This is a genomic window from Marinomonas sp. UCMA 3892 (genome assembly GCF_012726345.1).
Classification (GTDB): Bacteria; Pseudomonadota; Gammaproteobacteria; order Pseudomonadales; family Marinomonadaceae; genus Marinomonas.
The window spans coordinates 26,483-43,947 of record NZ_PTXN01000022.1 but is presented as its reverse complement, the minus strand read 5'-3'; the positions used below and the strand labels follow the sequence as shown (position 1 = coordinate 43,947).

Sequence of the window (17,465 nt, the reverse complement as noted above, 5' to 3'; positions counted from 1 at the left end):
ATGCGTCTATAAGACAAAGGAGATTTCTGTGAGTACTGAAATCATTCGAGTACCGGATATTGGTGGTGCGACTGATGTCGAAATTATCGAGATCAGTATTGCGGTTGGTGACACAATTGAAGTGGACCAATCTATTATTGTTTTAGAAACAGATAAAGCTTCCATGGATGTTCCATCCTCTATGGCTGGTAAAGTAAAAAGCATTTCTGTGAAAGAAGGTGATAAAGTTTCTGAAGGTGATGAGCTTCTTATTATTGAAATTGAAGGTGGCGAATCATCTGCACCTGAAGCAAAAGTAGAAGACTCTGCGCCAGAAGAAGATAAGCCTGTTGAGCAGTCTCCAGCTTCATCATCTTCGAGTGAAGAAAATGTTTCAGTGCCAGATATTGGTGGTGCGACTGACGTAGAAGTAATTGAGATTTGTGTTGCTGAAGGCGATATGGTTGAAGAGGGCGATTCTATTATCGTTCTTGAGACTGATAAAGCATCTATGGATATACCTTCGCCATTTACTGGCAAGATCGGTAAAATTTCGATTAAAGTGGGTGATACTGTTTCCGAAGGTACAGCTATTCTTGTGGTGAAAACTGAGTCATCTTCAACAGCTCCTGCTGCTTCGGAAGAAAAAGTGGACACACCAAAATCATCTGCTCCTGCGGCGGCTGCACAAGCTTCTAGTGGTGTCGAGTCTGTTAAGGTTCCTGACATTGGTGGCGCTGAAGGTGTAGAAGTTATCGAAGTTGCTGTAGCGGCTGGCGATAAGGTTAAAGAGGGCGATTCTATTATCGTTCTTGAAACTGATAAGGCTTCCATGGAGATCCCTGCGCCGAAATCAGGAACAGTTAAATCTGTTGCTATTAAAGTTGGTGATAAGGTTTCTGAAGGACATCTTGTTCTTGAGCTTGAAGTGGAAGGTGGTTCTGAAGCTGCGGCGCCTGCGCCTGTTGCTGAAAAAGCGGCTCCAGCTTCTGTTGAAGCGCCTAAAGCCAGTTCTGCGAAATCGACTCCTGTCACGGATCAATCTGCTGTATTGTCTGAACCTTCGAAGAAAGTTCACGCAGGCCCAGCAGTGCGAATGCTCGCTCGCGAGTTAGGTGTTGATCTATCTCTTGTTCGTCCTACAGGCCCTCGTGGTCGTATCACGAAAGAGGATTTACATGCCTACGTGAAAGCAGCTGTGCAAAAGGCAGTATCTGCTCCAGCGGGTGTAGCGACAGGTTCCGGTCTACCGACTGTACCTGATCAAGACTTTAGCAAGTTCGGCGATGTCGAAGTTGTTAAGATGAGTAAGATTCAGCGCCTAACTGCTCAAAACATGGTTCGCAACGCGCTCGTTGTGCCTCAAGTTACTCAGTTTGATAAGGCTGATATCACAGATCTTGAAGACTTCCGTAAAGGCTTGAAAGGCGAAATGGAGAAACAGGGTGTTAAATTGACGCCACTTCCATTCCTGATTAAAGCAGTTGCACAAGCTATGGTTGCAAATCCTAGCTTCAATGTGTCGCTAATGGCCGATGGCGAAAGCTACGTTCAGAAACAATATGTACACATTGGTATTGCTGTTGACTCTCCGGCTGGTTTAGTTGTTCCTGTTTTGCGTGATGCTGATAAGAAGTCAGTTATTCAAATTGCAAAAGAAGCGAGTGAGCTGATTAAGAAGGCACTTGATAAGCAACTTAAGCCTGCTGATATGCAGGGTGGTTGTTTTACTATTTCTAGTTTGGGGGCGATTGGTGGTACTGGATTTACTCCTATCGTCAACTGTCCTGAAGTAGGTATTCTTGGTGTTTCTAAAGCAGACATTGAGCCGCGTTGGAATGGTAAAGAATTTGAGCCTCGTACAATGTTGCCATTGTGCTTGTCTTATGACCACAGAGCGGTGAATGGTGGTGATGCTGGTCGATTCATGACCTTCTTGAACTCATTGTTAAGTGATGTGCGTCGCTTGTCTCTCTAATGAGTTAATGATTAATCGCTAAGTAAATAAAAAGCCGCTTACAAAGCGGCTTTTTTTTGGGTAATTATTAATGAAGATATTTTACTAAGATTGAAGACTGTTAACCGCTTGTCTTAATGCTGACTTTCTAGAGTCGCAAAATGCATTGTGTGGCAGTCTATTTAAGACGCCAAGTTTTTCAAGTCTTTCAGTTGTTTGTCCGTTGGGACTAAATATATAAACGGCACAGTCTGCTTCTATCGCGTCTTTGATGGCGTTTTCTAATGCAAGGCCAATAGTTAAATCCATCATAGGAACTGCGCTCAGATCTAATACTACAGCCTTATAATTATGTATTCGGTTGTGATGTTTTGCGATGGCCTTACTTGCGCCAAAAATCATTGGTCCGGATAAATAGAAAAGTAATACTTTTCCGTCTGCTTGATCTAGTAATGATTTTTCTTCATCCGATAGTGGGATGTCATCATCAGCATCACTGATTGCTTTCACATTTCCCGACTGTAGCCGGCTGAGTTTTTCTATGGTCATGATGTTGGCTATAAAAACACCAATTCCTACCGCGACCATCAGGTCAACAAAAACTGTAAGTGCCATAACGCCATACATAATGATGGTTGGAGACAGTGCTACTTTGTGGGCGCGTTTTAAAAAACTCCAATCAAGTATATTGATACCAACATACAAGGCAATGCCTGCAAGCACGGCCATGGGGATCGGGCTGATTAGTTCGGATGCTCCAAGTACAACCAGCAAAAGAATAAAGGCTCTTGTGATGCCGGCAAGTGGTGATTTGCCGCCGGACTGTATATTCACCACGGTTCCCATGGTGGCACCAGCGCCAGGGAGTCCGCCAAGCAGGCCAGAGAAAAAGTTGGCTGTACCTTGACCGATAAGCTCTCGATTCGAATCGTGCTCTTTGCGGGTTAGGCTATCAGCAATGACAGCTGTTAATAAAGTATCAATGCAGCCTAAAGTGCCAAGCACTAATCCATTAATGATCATCTCAATAAATACTGAGTGTTCAAAGTGAGGCCAGTGAATAGACGGTAAGCCAGATGGAATAACACCAATGCGACGAACATCTGAGTCGCTAAACAGTACAACAGAAACAAGTGTTATTGCGACCAAAGCGACAAGCTGTGGAGGTACATAGCGGCGCCAGTGTTTGGGAAGATAAAATAAGACGCCTAGTGTTAATAAGCCTAGAAATAATTCTGAAAACTTCAGATTAACAATAAGGGATGGTAATGCTGTTAATGTTCCCATTACGCCGCCAGATGGCGAAGCGTGTCCTAAAAAGGGCGCAATTTGTAAGATGATTAAGATAATGCCGATTCCAGACATAAATCCTGAGATTACGCTGTATGGCATGAGTGTTATGTATTTGCCTAACTTCAGATAGCCTAGTGTGATTTGGAATAAACCGGCGATCATGACTACGGTAAAGGCCATCGCTACACCGCCTTCTGGACTGCTAGCCATCATACTTGTTAGTACTGCAGTCATGATGACGGTCATTGGACCAGTTGGCTCCGAGATTAGGCTGGTAGACCCACCAAAAATCGCAGCAAATAGGCCGACGAGTATAGCGCCCCAAAGTCCTGCTTCTGCGCCAGCTCCTGAGGCAACGCCAAACGCTAATGCGAGAGGTAGTGATACAATGGCGGTGGTTGCGCCGCCAAATAAATCGCCTATAAGAGTCCAATCTTTAAAGCGAGAAAAATCAATGATCATTGTTTTTTTACCTGTCCGTTATTTATGTTCAAATCAATCCGTTGAAATAATCCATAGTGCGCTTTTTGCAAAAGAGCCCGCATTATGCGGGCTCTTTGTATTTTTCTAGATAGAAGCTGTAGTTTTTATTCTACATTAGCTTCTGAAATTGCTTCAGAGCCTTTTTCCTCTTCTCGAGCAATTCTAGGGTCGTTTTTCACACGACCTGTTGATGCACGTCGACGGGAAGTCGCAGCATTACGCTTCTCTTCTTGCTCTAAACGAATCTTCTCTTGCTGAGCCAAGATAGCGGCTGGTAATTCTACCGGTGCTTTGGCTTCTGTGTTTGCTTGTTTAGTGGCTGGTTTACCACGTCCGCGGCGAGGAGTTCGAGTTGAGCTACGGGCAGCGTTTTGCACTTTCTCTTCTTCAGCTTCTTTGGTTTCAGAGGAATCAACAGCTACTGTTTCTGAAGTGACTGGATCAGTCGTAGCTTCAGTAACTTCTGATGTAGGCTCTATTGCTGCAGGTTTAATTTCTACTGTTGTTGGTTTTTCTGGCGCTTCGGTTTTTATCTCTTCCGTTACGCTTGCTTCAACCGCAGGCTCTTCAGTAGGTGTTGCCGTTTGAACCTCTGCTGTAGAAGTTGTTGTTTTCAGCTCAACTTCAGCTTGTTCTACTTTGGTTTCCTCTGTTGTAATACTTGCAACTTCCGGTGTCTCTTGCTCAATTTTTCGCATTTGAGCTTTTACTGACATTTTGGGTTTTGCAGGTTTAGCTTCAGGAGATTTTTCTTTAGTTTCTTCTGTTGCTTGCTCTGCATTAGTAGATTCTACTTTCTCAGCTTCAACAGCTTCAACAGCTTCAACAGCTTCAACAGCTTCAACAGCTTCAACAGCTTCAACAGCTTCAACAGCTTCAACAGCTTCAACAGCTTCAACAGCTTCAACAGCTTCAGGCTCATCTTTTGTAGAAAACTCTGATGTCGTGTCTACTGATTTCGCTTCTGCTTCAGTTTGCTTAACTTCAGGAGTGGTTGATTTCACTTCTTCTGTTTGCGCGGCAGCCGTTACCGTAGATTGTGTTTCATCGCTTTCAGATTCAACATTTTCTTGCGGTGCGCTATTTTCTTCTTTTTGTGGTCGACGTGAACGGCGTGAACGGCGTGAACGACGTTGAGGCTCATCACCGTTTTCGTGATTTTCTACTTCGGCATTTTGGGCGGCTTCTACTAGAGCGGCATCCTCTTGCTCTTGTAGTTTAGTGGCTTCTAGTGCTTCGTCTTTTAGTTTGCCATTGCGACGACGGTTGTCATTGCGATCACGTTTGCGTTCTTTAACTTCTGGAACTTCTTTCTGTGGTTGGCGCGGAGCTGCTTTTACAGCGGCTTCTTGCTTCTCAACTCTTGGTTCTTGAGTTTCTTGTTTATTACCGCGATTGTTGCGGCGGTTATTGCTAGTGCCTTTCGTTCCAGATTCAGCTTGTTCTCTGCGTGATTGGCGAGTAGAGCGATTTTTTTCAGCTGTATTGTTGTCGTCACGATCTGCATTTTGATGCTTAACGTTACGTTTGTTTCTATTTACACGGTTGCCATTAGGCTTGCTTGATGTATCACGATCATTTTGTGAAGGTGCTACAGGAGGCGTTTTGCTAACGGTTTTTTGTTTTGGCTTGCTTTGAGTTTCGCCAAATAATGCCGTTATGATGCGTTTAAGTAGGCTTGGCTTGTCCTGTGCTTTAACCACTTTTGGTGTAGTTGCTGCTGGTGCAGTGTGCTCGGGAGCAGGTGCTTTAGGAGCTATACTGGTTACAGCGGCCTGTGGGCGAACGTTTTCATTTGCTTTTCGAGGCTCGTACGGCGGCTGCTCTGGTGTTTCTACCAATGTGTAGCTGTTTTCATTCTGTGAAACAACTGTACTGTCATCACGAATACGCTCTACTTCAAAGTGTGGCGTTTCCATATGAGGATTTGGTACAAGAATAATATGAACATTGTTACGTTTTTCAATTTTAGCAATGTTAGTGCGTTTCTCGTTTAATAAGAAAGTTGCAACTGATACTGGTAAAACGGCACGAATTTGAGCTGTGCGCTCTTTAGAGCATTCTTCTTCGATTAGGCGAAGTACAGAAAGCGCTAGAGATTCCACGTCACGGATGAATCCTTGGCCATTACAGCGAGGACAAACGATACCACTTGTTTCACCAAGGGAAGGGCGTAGGCGCTGACGTGACATTTCTAGCAAACCGAAGCGAGAAATGCGGCCAAGTTGAACGCGAGCACGATCCGCCTCTAGGGCGTTCTTCATGCGGGTTTCAACTTCTTTCTGGTTGCGTACTGGTGTCATATCGATGAAGTCGATAACAACCAAGCCGCCAATGTCACGAAGGCGTAATTGGCGAGCAATTTCGTCTGCTGCTTCTAAGTTGGTTTGTAATGCTGTCTCTTCTATGTCTCCGCCTTTTGTAGCGCGAGCCGAGTTAATATCGATAGAAACTAAGGCTTCTGTCGGATCGATAACAATAGAGCCACCAGAAGGTAGGCGGACTTCACGCTGGAAAGCCGTTTCGATCTGAGTTTCGATCTGGAAGCGGTTAAACAGAGGAGTTGAGTCGGTATACATTTTAATGCGCGACTTAAAGTGCGGCATTACTTGCATAACGAAGTTGATCGCGTCTTGGTAGGCGCTTTTCTCATCAATTAGTACTTCGCCAATATCTTCACGTAAATAATCGCGAATGGCGCGGATAACGATGTTGCTTTCTTGATAGATTAAGAAAGGAGCAGGTTTTTCAGATGCGGCTTTAGTAATGGAAGACCATAGAGTATCAAGGTAATCCAAATCCCACTGCAATTCTTCAGTTGAGCGACCAACGCCAGCAGTACGAACAATAAGGCCACCATTTTCTGGCGTGTTCAAACCTGACATAGCTTCTTTAAGGTGTGATCTGTCATCACCGTCGATACGACGAGATATGCCACCAGCTCGAGGATTATTTGGCATCAAAACCAAATAACGACCTGCTAAGCTAACGAAAGTGGTTAAAGCAGCACCTTTATTGCCGCGTTCTTCTTTATCCACTTGCACAATCACTTCTTGACCTTCGCTTAACACATCTTTGATGTTAATTCGGCCTTCATGGTTCGATTTTTTGGAAAAGTAGGTCTTGGAAATTTCTTTTAAAGGTAAGAAACCATGGCGATCTGCGCCGAAGTCAACAAAAGCAGCTTCTAGACTCGGCTCAATGCGAGTGATGCGGCCTTTATATATATTTGACTTCTTTTGTTCGCGTGAACCGGATTCGATGTCTAGATCATATAGACGTTGTCCGTCTACTAGGGCGACGCGCAACTCTTCTTGTTGAGTTGCATTAATAAGCATTCTAATCATTATATGTGTGAACTCTGTTAGCTGATTACGAAAGAGTCACAACAGTGATAGGGTAACCATTAATAAATCTGACTCAGAATTAGAGCAAGTCATTCAGTGTTCTCTGGCGAGAGGAGTACGCGATTCGTTTATTATATTTTAAACGCTTTTATGCGGTCGCTGCCGTGATCAATACTAAATAGTCTCTTTAACCGGTCTCGTTTCTTTGCTTTTACGAAACAACGCGAACGCGCGGCCTAGCAATTTTAATGAGAGTTCCTTCCACTGAAGCGGATTTTTCCGAATCATGCGGTTTATTATTTAAGATTAACTGTTACAGAGGTAAGATAGGGGGCCAAAGTGTCGCTTCGGCAATTGTCATTCAATTCTTGCATCTTATCTTCGAGGTGTTTTGTTGCCTCTTACCCTTTGCGAATGTGAATATAACAGTAAAAACTAAGTGCTTCAATTATAAAGGAAACCAATCTTAGCTTATGTCGGACTCAGAACTAAAATCAGCAGAGCGTCCCGCGGTTCGTTACGTCACGATTGACGACAATAATACGGGTCAGCGAATCGATAATTTTTTGGTTACCTTTTTAAAGGGTGTTCCGAAAGGCAAGATTTACAACTTACTTAGGAAAGGGGAAATTCGCGTCAATAAGAAGCGAACCAAGCCTGACTATCGCCTTCAAAATGAAGATGTTGTACGTATTGCGCCAATTGTTATTGCGCCAGAATCCGACAAGCCTGTCTTGTCAGATCGCCTTAAAAGCGAGATAGAATCACGCATTGTCTACGAGGACAAGGGGTTGATCGTCATTAATAAACCTTCCGGCTTAGCCGTTCATGGTGGCAGTGGTTTGAGTTTCGGTTTGGTTGAAGTTATTCGCCAAATGCGGCCGCTAGAGAAGTTTATTGAGCTTGTTCATCGACTTGACCGTGATACTTCTGGTCTGATCATGGTCGCTAAGAAGCGCGCTGTCCTCAAAGAATTGCATACCGCATTACGCGAAAAAGAAGGCGTGCAAAAAACTTACCTTGCATTGGTTTATGGCAGCTGGCCTAAAAGAAAATTACAAGTTAACGCACCTTTATTAAAAAATGAGCTGCAATCTGGTGAGCGTGTTGTCAGAGTGCATACTGATGGAAAAGAGAGTTTGACTCGGTTTAAACTTGTTCGACAGTTTGAAGGTTATAGTTTGGTTGAGTGTGAGCCAGTAACAGGGCGTACGCATCAAATTCGAGTTCATACCCAATATGCAGGTTATCCGATTGTTGGCGATGAAAAATATTCGCCTGCTGAGTCCTTAAAAGAGACAAGAGCTCTTGGCTTTAAACGTCTATGTTTGCACGCGACCCGATTAGACATTATGTTGAATGGAGAGCGCATGCTGTTTGAGGCTCCGATTGATGAAGAGTGGCAAGCTTTAATGAATGAAAATCTGACCGGGGTTTTTTCTTAATTTTCATTAGTACTTATGGTTATGTTTACAAAAAAGACTTGCTGAGGCAGGTCTTTTTTTTTGCCTTATTGTTAGCGAGTCTTGCTTCTATGATATGTATCACCTTTTTTTATTACTAAGTGTTTTAACATAGAACAATGATTCCCTTGTCTTTATTGGGGGAACTTTTTCAAAGATAAAAGGATATCTCATGAAAGCCCCTGATATCCGGATCATTCCGGGACTCATTTCTATTTTTATCACGGAATTAATTTGGTTTGTTGTGCCCGTACCTGATGGTGTATCCACTAATGCCTGGCATTTGTTGGCTTTATTTGTTGGTACAGTGGTTGCCATTATAGGGAAAGCGATGCCAATCGGTGCACTCGCAATCTTGGCGATTACTCTAGTGGCGTTAACTGGTGTTACTAGTGATACGCCTGCTGGGGCGATTAAAGATGCGTTGAGTGGCTTTTCGAATTCTCTGATTTGGTTGATCGGTATTGCGATTGTTATTTCACGAGGCTTAGCGAAAACAGGGCTTGGAAACCGTATTGGTTACTATTTTATTTCTTTGTTTGGTAAAAAGACCATTGGTATTGGCTACGCTTTGGCTGTTTCAGAATTGGTTATCGCACCGGTAACGCCGAGTAATACTGCACGGGGTGGCGGTATAATTCATCCGATTATGAAATCCATCGCTACTAGTTTTGGTTCTTCCCCAGAGGAGGGAACCTCTCGTAAGATTGGTCATTATCTTGCCTTGGTCAATTACCATATAAACCCCATTACGTCGGCTATGTTCATTACTGCAACCGCACCCAATCCCTTAATTGTTAAATTAATCTCTGACGCCACTGGCGCTAATATTAGCATTACTTGGGGAACATGGGCGCTAGCGGCACTTTTGCCTGGGTTGGTGTGTATTGCACTTGTGCCTTTGGTTGTTTATGCCATTTATCCTCCCGAGATTAAAAGTACACCAGATGCAAAAACTTACGCAAAATCTCGACTCGCCGAAATGGGGCCTATGTCTTATGGAGAAAAAGTCATGGTGGCGGTGTTTGCTCTTTTACTTATTCTTTGGGCTGGTATTCCTGCAATGTTGTTCGGTGCAGACTATGCGGTGAATACAACGGCGGTAGCATTTTTAGGCTTGTCTGTTTTATTAGTAACAGGTGTTTTGAGCTGGGATGACGTGCTCAAAGAAAAATCCGCTTGGGATACGGTTGTATGGTTCTCAGCCTTGGTGATGATGGCCACTTTTTTGAATAAGCTTGGTTTGGTGCAATGGTTTTCGACTGTTGTTGAAAGCAATATTGAACACTTAGGATTTGATTGGGCTATTTCTGTCGTCATCTTGGTCGCCATTTATTTCTATGTGCATTATTTCTTTGCCAGTACAACCGCACATATTACAGCTATGTTTGCGGCTTTTTATGCTGCGGGGTTGGCATTGGGTGCGCCACCTTTGTATCTTGGTCTGTTACTGGCTGGTGCGTCTTCTTTGATGATGTCATTAACTCATTATGCTACAGGCACATCGCCGATTATCTTTGGTTCGGGTTATGTTTCCATGGAAGACTGGTGGATTATGGGCTTTATTATGAGTGTGGTGAATTTAGCTGTATGGGGCATTATAGGCGGATTGTGGTGGAAGGTGTTGGGTTACTGGTGATTGAGAATTTAAATAAAAGAGCCACCCATTTCGGATGTAATTAGGTGGCTGCTGGTATTTATTTTTTAGTCATCATTAACGAGGTTTTAGCTAGATTTTAAAGCGATCTGTTAGTGATTTGAGTTGGTGGCTTAATGCTCTCAAGTTACTAACGGCAGCAACAGATTCGATAGAGCCTTCAGTGGTTCGATCTGCTAACTGGCGGACATTTTCAACACTGCGATTTATTTCATCAGATACTTGAGATTGTTCTTCCGCAGCTGTCGCTATTTGATTGTTCATATCTTGGACATAGCCAACTTGTTCACTAATGTTTGCGAAAAGAGCCAATACCTCTTTAGCTTGTTCGGCATTTTGAGTAGACAAATCACGGCTTCGTAGCATTTTATCCAGAGATTCTTGGGCGCCGTTTTGCAATTCGACAATTAAGTCCTCAATCTCTTTAGCTGAACTTTGAGTTCTGCTCGCTAGTCCACGCACTTCGTCTGCTACTACTGCAAAGCCTCGTCCTGCTTCACCAGCTCGTGCCGCTTCTATTGCCGCATTTAGCGCTAGTAAATTGGTCTGCTCCGCAACGGCTTTAATAACCTCTAGTACGTTTCCGACATTATCAGTACGTATTTTAAGTTGTTCCATTGCTGTGCTGGTTACAGTTAAGTCGCTAGCTAGCGACTCGATTGATCTCGCCGTGTCTGATACCTTCAAATTTCCCTGATTAACTATATTGTCTGTTTTGGTTGTCGCTTCTGCTGCTGTTTCTGCGTTACGAGCCACTTCAGAAACTGTCGAAGACATTTCATTTATCGCTGTGGCAACTTGATCTGTCTCGTCTTTTTGAGACTGCATCATGGTTTGTCCTTGCTTTGATATCTTTTCTAATTGCTCGCTGGTTGAACTTAAATTTAGAACGCCGGTAATCACTTCGGAAATGAGTGTGTTTAGAGTGCGGCTCATGGTTCCGATATTGTTATATAGTTGACCAAGTTCGTCTTTGCGATCAGTTTTTAATGTCTGGGTTAAGTCGCCATTAGATATTTTCTCAACGGCTACCTTAACGTCATTCATTGGTTTTACGATCATATGGCGAATTAGCAAAGCAAAGAAAATCCCCATTAAGATAGCAATGATAGTTACCGTAATTAGAACGGTTGAGACTCTATCACCATCACTTTTGCTCTTCTTTTCTTGGAGGAGTGTGATTGAATCGATTTTATCATTCATCATAGTGGACAGAGCAATTAGGTTTTTTTGTGCTTTTACAAGCTCTGCATTAACAGCAGGATTTCTTTTCCCAAGGTCTTCGTATTGGCTCAAAAGAGATAGAATGGTTTGTTGCCTACTTTGAAGGTCACCTGATAGCTGTAAGTTTTTTGTCTTGTTGATAATCGCTTGGAATCTCGTTGTAACAAGCTCTAAAGGTATATTTTCTTTTTTGATGACATGGTCATTTATCTCTGATGTCAAAGCATACCAGCTGTTTGCGACATCTAAAGCTGTATTCAAATTTTCTATGTCATTTTTCTGGCGTAGCGGTTTAATGATTTGGTCATATTCGTTAAATATATTAAGGCGTATTCTTGTGGCTTCATTGTCAATCGCTTCCCAGTTTTTTCGAGCATCAGTAAGAATGGTTAATGCCTTTTTATACTCGATAAGGCTTTGATCCGTTTGTTTTACCAGTTCTCTCACATCCGCGCCGTTATAGATTTTTTCCCCTTCTTTTAAAAAAGCTGCTAGAACATCTGTGCGACGAATTAAATCATCTTTATCTTTTGAAGAGCCTGATGCGACAAAAAGCTCTCTGGCTCTTTGCATTTCTACAACAGTATCGTCTAAATCGTTGGAAAGACGAACTTTGTCTGCTCTGTCAAGTAAAGTATTTACACCAAAAATACCGACCATTCCAACAATCAGGGCAAGTAATAATACAGATCCAAAGCCCAAACCAAGTTTAGTGCCTATTTGTCTGTCTTCGAGAAATTTTTTCATGAGAATACTTCCTAGCTATTCTTTAGGGTTAGAGGCGGGGCGGTTAAATATTATCCTTATTATTCAGGTAACCTTTTTCTGGTTCTATCATAACGGGTATTTAAATCTCAAAAAATAGCGTGAAATAAGATTTTTGAAGCTTTTGCTTATGATTACAATGCTTTGGCATGTGTCTTTTATACATTAATTCGTTTTTGATAGTGGTAGGGCGTTGTTCCTAGTGCTTTTTTAAAATGATTGTTCATATGACTTTGATCGAAGAAGCCGCATTCTGAGGCGACATTACTTGGTTGATCACCATTTTTGAGTAAAGTTTTTGCCTTTTGTAGCCGAGATTGAATCTGATATTGGTGAGGAGTTATGCCAAATGATGCTTGGAATTGGCGAATGAGATGATATTTACTCATACCCACTATTCTTGATAGGTTTTCTAGGCTAATTTCCTGGCAGGCATAAGCATGAATGTACTCTTTCGCAATTAGTAATGACTTATTTGCCTTTTTCGAAGGAATGACCGAGCTGTTGGTTTTACTATTGAGAGTTAATTGTACGAAAAAATTATAAACTGTTGTTTCTATGGTTAGCCTTGATGGCTTATCAGCAAGAGAGCGGAATATGAGGTTAAATAGTTTTATAAGCTTTTCGTCATCAATAATCGGACGATGGAAATAGGGTGCGTTTTTTGATTTGAATGTTAAGTCACTCAAAAGATCATCAAAAAGCTCTGGGGTTGGGTACATGGCTCGATACCCCCAACCATTTTCTGAGGCGGGGCTACCAGTATGGGCGGTATCTGCATTCACAATAACTAAACTACCCGCGCCGGAAGTGTGGTTCTCTCCTTGGCTGAAAAAACTTTGTGCCCCATGTTCAATGACGCCAATAGCGTAACCTTCGTGTATATGTTTTGAGAAGTGCTGATTCTTGAAGTTTGCTCGAACACATTCAATCCCATCGTAACAATCCAGATTAAAGAAATGTGAACCGATTTCCTCTTTCATAAAATGCCCTTTGAGTTGTTGAGTTGTCATAAAAACGCAATTTTATCCTATAAGCAAATATCTCTACATAGATAATAGCTTCTTGTTTTATATAGGAGGAATTATGTTTAATCTTGGTGACGATACTGTTTTGTATTACATAGCAATTTGTTTGGTTGCAGCCGGGACGCCAGGCCCAGGTACGCTTGCTGTATTGAATTCTGCTCTGTTCTTTGGTGTCAAACGGACATTGCCAGTAATGCTTGGGATTTTATTTGGTATGGCTGTCGTATCTGTCGCCACGGTAACCGGTTTAAGTGCTTTGATTTTGCACTCTACGTTTGCCTTTTCGGTGATCAAATACTTTGGCGGATTATATATTGGCTATCTAGGTATGCGCATTTTATGGTCTATCTTTAAAAGTATGCAAGGTGGGATAAGGGCTGAAAAGTCCGAGAAAGAAATGACATTCGTAACCGGTGTTATTCTGTCCATTTTTAATCCGAAAACCTTAGTGTTTTTTACTGCTCTGCTTCCTGCTTTTATCCATCAAGAGAGTAGCGTAATTTCACAGACTGTTACCCTTACACTGATTTTGTTGCTTTGTACTTTTCTGGTGCATTTAACCTACGGCATGTTATGTGGTTATGTGTCTGCTTTCTTTGTACGACATATGATATTGGTGGACGCCATTACAGGCTCGATGTTTGTCTGTTTTTCAATCGCTGTTTTGTTGTTGTCTTAACGTATGTTTATTATGATGAATGACTAAATGAATGTATCTATTAAGAAAGGAGTAATGCTGTGACGGTAAAGCAGTTTTGGATCGATCCTTATCAGACTGAGTTGACGACAACTATTACTCATATTGATGGCAATCAGATTCAGCTTTCAGAGACTATTTTTTATGCTGAGTCGGGTGGTCAAGAAAGTGATACAGGAAGCATTGATGGTTATGAGGTTGTGAAAGCGGAAAAAGCAGGTAAGTCCATCATCTATACCTTAGCTTGTGCTGCAGATTTTCATATTGGTCAATCCGTTTTGGTGAAAATTGATTGGCCTCGACGTTATAGTTTGATGCGTTTACATTTTGCCGCGGAAGTGGTTTTGGAATTATTTTATAAAGCACTGCCAAATTTGGAGAAAATGGGCGCGCATATTTCAGACACTAAAAGTCGGATCGATTTTGAATGGCCAGAAAGTATTTCTTCCATGTTGCCAGATATTCAAGCTCAAGCTCAGTTGTTAATTGATGCCGATTTGCCCATAGAAAAAGGGTTTTCGGATGAACAAGCAGAGCGTCGATATTGGAAGCTTGATGGTTTCGCACAAGTTCCTTGTGGTGGAACGCATGTTAAAAGCACGATAGAACTTGGAAGTATCAAATTAAAACGAAAGAACGTCGGTAAAGGTAAAGAACGAGTAGAAATTTATTTGGTTTGAGTGCAGGTAATAGATAAAGAAAAGGGCAGCCAGATGGTTGCCCTTTTCGTTTTTATAAATTTAAGGTTTTAGATTTTAGTCCTTAAAACTTGAACTTTTATACCTTTGGGATGCCTGTGATGTAACCAACAGCAGCACCGTAACGGTCTTTGTAGTTAGCTCGGATGTATGGATCTAAAGTGTCTTTTACTTTCGCGTGAAGTTTGTCATCCCAGTCACCAGCGTGTTGGATGTTACTCATGATGTAAGTCCAGCCGTTAATTTCATCTACAGCATGTAAACCAGTTGATTCTGCGCCAGCAGGACAAGACATGATGCGTGATAGTTCGCCGCTGTCTACGTTATAAGCCCAAAGGAAGTTGTTTACGTGGTTGCCGCTGTCTTCCCCAATGAACAAAGTACGAAGTTTTTCAGAGAACTTGATGTTATCTGGGTTCGCAATACGATCAGCGTGAGCTGTGTTGCCAAGTGCATCAGGCGTTGCTAAGTCTTCGCCAATTAGGTTTGCAGGAGCATGCATGTGAACAGATACCCATTCACTGTCGATTGCTTGGCCGTTATTGTCTTTTTGACCGCCGGTTAATTTATGTTCATAAACCGCACCCGCTTTAGGACCTTCAACATGAATGTCGTTGCTGCCATCTGTCATGGTTTTGTAGATATAAGACATAGCAGAGTAGGCTTTTTTGTCTTTAATGTTGACAGTGGTGCCTTCCATTTTTGTGAATCCCAATGATCCGCCAACTAATGCAGCGTAACGGTGAGTTTCTAGGAAAGCAGCTTCTTTTTCCATACCTGGTTTTAGTTTCACCCAGTTAGATTTTCCGCCGTAGCCAATTTTAGTAAAGCTTGAATCTTTCGGGTCTTTAGTATGAATTTCCATGATGTCAGTCGATTTAATACCAGCATCTACCAAACGCTGAATCTCATCACTATTGGCTTCGCCTAATTTGATCCAAGAAATATCACCTGCACCTGGGCCTTTACTAGAAACTTGAGTCCATTTAGCCACGTAAAGCTTACCAGAAGAAAGGTCGCGGGCTTTATCTGCAATGAACATAAACAAACCGCTGTTCGTGGCATCATCACCCATGATAACAGTACGCTCATCAGGCATAACTTGTACAAGCTCGTGAGAAATACGACCCATACAGTAATGTTTCTTGATAGACCCCGTTCCGTCTTTGTTAACTGTTACTTCTGGCAGATGGCCATAGTTGTAAGGCTTGCCTTTGTTTTCATCACCAAATAGGTTTTTAGAATAGGCTTTGAATTGTTTGTCATCTGCTTTAGAAGCATCTGGCTCGTATTCTTCACTGGAAAGGTGAGTGCCCCAAGGTGATAGACTCGCACCACAAGTAATCCATAAACCACCGACATTCGATGTATCAACGTTGTGGTATTTAACCAGTTTCAATTCACCGGTTTCTGGATTTTGGTCTAAGGTTAAAATAGCAATAGGAGAAGGTAGCTTGCCGTACATGTCTTCGCCAGCACCATCGCGAGTAGCATATTCAAATTGAACGACTGCAAAGACGTGATTACCGTAAACACCAGCTACTTTTGCATCTTTAGCGGTTAATAAGCTAGAGCCATCTGGACAGTCTGAGAAAAATTGGCGATTTCCGGCGCTAGGATCAAGAATTGGCTTGTTGTTGATGTCGTAATAACCACCAGCAATTACAGTATTGCCATTACCGTCTGCAACTTTGTCGCCCGTCATGAAGAATGGTTGGTAATCCAGTTTAACCATGCGGCTTGTGCCATCTTCGAACTTCAACTGCATCGCTGAGTTAATAAGGTTGGTTGACATGGCAGCAGGATTGCTTAGTGATGGCGCGGCCATAGGAACAAAGCTAACAGAAGAAAGAGGGGCATCAGTCATTCCAGCAAAAGCAGTAGAGCTAAATACACCACCTGCAAGTGGTAGTAATGGTGCTCCAGCCATAAAGCCGAGCATACGACGGCGATTTGAGTCGACAGAATTAGTCATGGTTTTTTTCCTTGATTCCTACAGGTCGCAACCTGAACTACGTGTGTAAAAAGAAAGTGAGAGAGCCATTGAGATATGGTTCTTGAAGAGGATTAAATCAGTTCTTGATGAAGTTTCTGTGACAGGTATACGTTATTTTTGTACAAAGTAGAAAAATAAATATTGAATGAGAATGCTTTTTATTTCATAGGCTTGGGTGGAATGTAACAGGACGATTCGCACCAAGTGTTAGGCAATATATCTAAGCACTAAGATAAGGTTAAAATGTGCATCTTTATTTTTGGTGTTGTTCTTAGCTTTGAGCCCCAATAGAATCAAAAGTAGCTTCATAATTAACCTCGTTGTTAATTATGAAGCAGGTTTTACCTGATAACCGATTGAGAATGACCATTATGAAGAAAGTTTTTCTAAAAAAGCTGCAGTCTCTTACCGCAATTCTCGTTTTAAATACGGTGCCGGTTAGTTTTGCACAAACTAGCATTGGTTATGATGCGGAAATCTCCTCTGCAAGAATCGTATCGGATGAAAGAAGAAGTGCCTCTAAGAATTCCGTTACGGCAAAAGATTCTTTGAAGCAGCTGTATTTTGATAATTCACTGGCATACATTCAAAAGCATACGGAAAAAGCGGCTAGCTATCAGCATCAAGTAGCTTTGGCGCTGGTGGAGGAAGCGTATCAAGATGACTATGATACTTTACTAGATCAGTATGAGCGCGAATTAGAAAATGCTGTTGCCACTGCTGATTCAGATACAATAGAGACTGTAAAAAGTAAGGTGGAGAGTCAGTTGCAGGATCTAAAAGATATGCGACGTATGAAAATTGCTGAGTTTAATCAGCAGTTTGGTATAGTTTAAAACCTAGTATTATTTTGAGTTTACATAGGTAATTAACGAATC

11 protein-coding genes are annotated in these 17,465 nt (G+C 42.1%); 6 read left to right on the top strand and 5 right to left on the bottom strand.

Features of this window, described 5'->3' with window-relative positions; genetic code table 11:
• Positions 1-28: 28 nt before the first annotated feature.
• Positions 29-1,957: a dihydrolipoyllysine-residue acetyltransferase gene (gene aceF, locus B6N13_RS21340; protein WP_169460541.1), complete on the top strand. Its 1,929-nt coding sequence runs from the start codon at positions 29-31 to the stop codon at positions 1,955-1,957.
• Between the two features lie 84 nt (positions 1,958-2,041).
• On the opposite strand, the gene B6N13_RS21335 is transcribed toward aceF, so the two are convergent.
• Positions 2,042-3,691, bottom strand: a complete 1,650-nt coding sequence (locus B6N13_RS21335; protein WP_169460540.1) for a SulP family inorganic anion transporter — start codon at positions 3,689-3,691, stop codon at positions 2,042-2,044.
• Positions 3,692-3,816: 125 nt separating this feature from the next.
• Positions 3,817-7,059 carry a ribonuclease E gene (rne, locus tag B6N13_RS21330; protein ID WP_169460539.1) on the bottom strand — a complete coding sequence of 1,081 codons (3,243 nt, stop codon included), beginning with the start codon at positions 7,057-7,059 and terminating at the stop codon, positions 3,817-3,819.
• 473 nt (positions 7,060-7,532) lie between these two features.
• Between rne and rluC the strand changes: the two genes are divergently transcribed.
• Together rluC and B6N13_RS21320 are read left to right on the top strand one after the other, a co-directional pair.
• Positions 7,533-8,504, top strand: a complete 972-nt coding sequence (gene rluC / locus B6N13_RS21325; protein WP_169460538.1) for a 23S rRNA pseudouridine(955/2504/2580) synthase RluC — start codon at positions 7,533-7,535, stop codon at positions 8,502-8,504.
• Positions 8,505-8,694: 190 nt separating this feature from the next.
• On the top strand, positions 8,695-10,161 hold the full coding sequence (locus tag B6N13_RS21320; RefSeq protein ID WP_169460537.1) for an anion permease: 1,467 nt from the start codon (positions 8,695-8,697) through the stop codon (positions 10,159-10,161).
• A 90-nt stretch (positions 10,162-10,251) separates the two neighbouring features.
• Here the strand turns inward: B6N13_RS21320 and B6N13_RS21315 are convergent, their stop codons facing one another.
• Both B6N13_RS21315 and B6N13_RS21310 read right to left on the bottom strand, forming a co-directional pair.
• Entirely contained in the window at positions 10,252-12,150 is a 1,899-nt protein-coding gene (locus B6N13_RS21315) for a methyl-accepting chemotaxis protein (RefSeq protein ID WP_169460536.1), read from the bottom strand.
• A 176-nt stretch (positions 12,151-12,326) separates the two neighbouring features.
• Entirely contained in the window at positions 12,327-13,181 is an 855-nt protein-coding gene (locus B6N13_RS21310; protein ID WP_211172968.1) for an AraC family transcriptional regulator, read from the bottom strand.
• Positions 13,182-13,254: 73 nt separating this feature from the next.
• Here B6N13_RS21310 and B6N13_RS21305 point away from each other — a divergent pair, with 73 nt between their 5' ends.
• A complete protein-coding gene (locus B6N13_RS21305; RefSeq protein ID WP_169460534.1) occupies positions 13,255-13,875 on the top strand; it encodes a LysE family translocator in 621 nt (206 codons plus the stop codon).
• 59 nt (positions 13,876-13,934) lie between these two features.
• On the top strand, positions 13,935-14,573 hold the full coding sequence (locus B6N13_RS21300) for an alanyl-tRNA editing protein (RefSeq protein WP_169460533.1): 639 nt from the start codon (positions 13,935-13,937) through the stop codon (positions 14,571-14,573).
• A gap of 97 nt (positions 14,574-14,670) precedes the next feature.
• Here the strand turns inward: B6N13_RS21300 and B6N13_RS21295 are convergent, their stop codons facing one another.
• Positions 14,671-16,566 (bottom strand): alkaline phosphatase PhoX, encoded by a 1,896-nt coding sequence (locus tag B6N13_RS21295; RefSeq protein WP_169460532.1) that lies wholly within the window; start codon positions 16,564-16,566, stop codon positions 14,671-14,673.
• 350 nt (positions 16,567-16,916) lie between these two features.
• On the opposite strand from B6N13_RS21295, the gene B6N13_RS21290 reads away from it, so the two are divergent.
• Entirely contained in the window at positions 16,917-17,423 is a 507-nt protein-coding gene (locus B6N13_RS21290) for a hypothetical protein (protein ID WP_211172967.1), read from the top strand.
• Positions 17,424-17,465: the final 42 nt, after the last annotated feature.

Coding starts and splice junctions, on each gene's coding strand:
- B6N13_RS21295 (WP_169460532.1), bottom strand. CDS start 16,566: ATGACTAATTCTGTCGACTCAAATCGCCGTCGTATGCTCGGCTTTATG.
- B6N13_RS21315 (WP_169460536.1), bottom strand. CDS start 12,150: ATGAAAAAATTTCTCGAAGACAGACAAATAGGCACTAAACTTGGTTTG.
- B6N13_RS21305 (WP_169460534.1), top strand. CDS start 13,255: ATGTTTAATCTTGGTGACGATACTGTTTTGTATTACATAGCAATTTGT.
- rne (WP_169460539.1), bottom strand. CDS start 7,059: ATGATTAGAATGCTTATTAATGCAACTCAACAAGAAGAGTTGCGCGTC.
- rluC (WP_169460538.1), top strand. CDS start 7,533: ATGTCGGACTCAGAACTAAAATCAGCAGAGCGTCCCGCGGTTCGTTAC.
- B6N13_RS21310 (WP_211172968.1), bottom strand. CDS start 13,181: ATGACAACTCAACAACTCAAAGGGCATTTTATGAAAGAGGAAATCGGT.
- B6N13_RS21290 (WP_211172967.1), top strand. CDS start 16,917: ATGAAGCAGGTTTTACCTGATAACCGATTGAGAATGACCATTATGAAG.
- B6N13_RS21335 (WP_169460540.1), bottom strand. CDS start 3,691: ATGATCATTGATTTTTCTCGCTTTAAAGATTGGACTCTTATAGGCGAT.
- B6N13_RS21320 (WP_169460537.1), top strand. CDS start 8,695: ATGAAAGCCCCTGATATCCGGATCATTCCGGGACTCATTTCTATTTTT.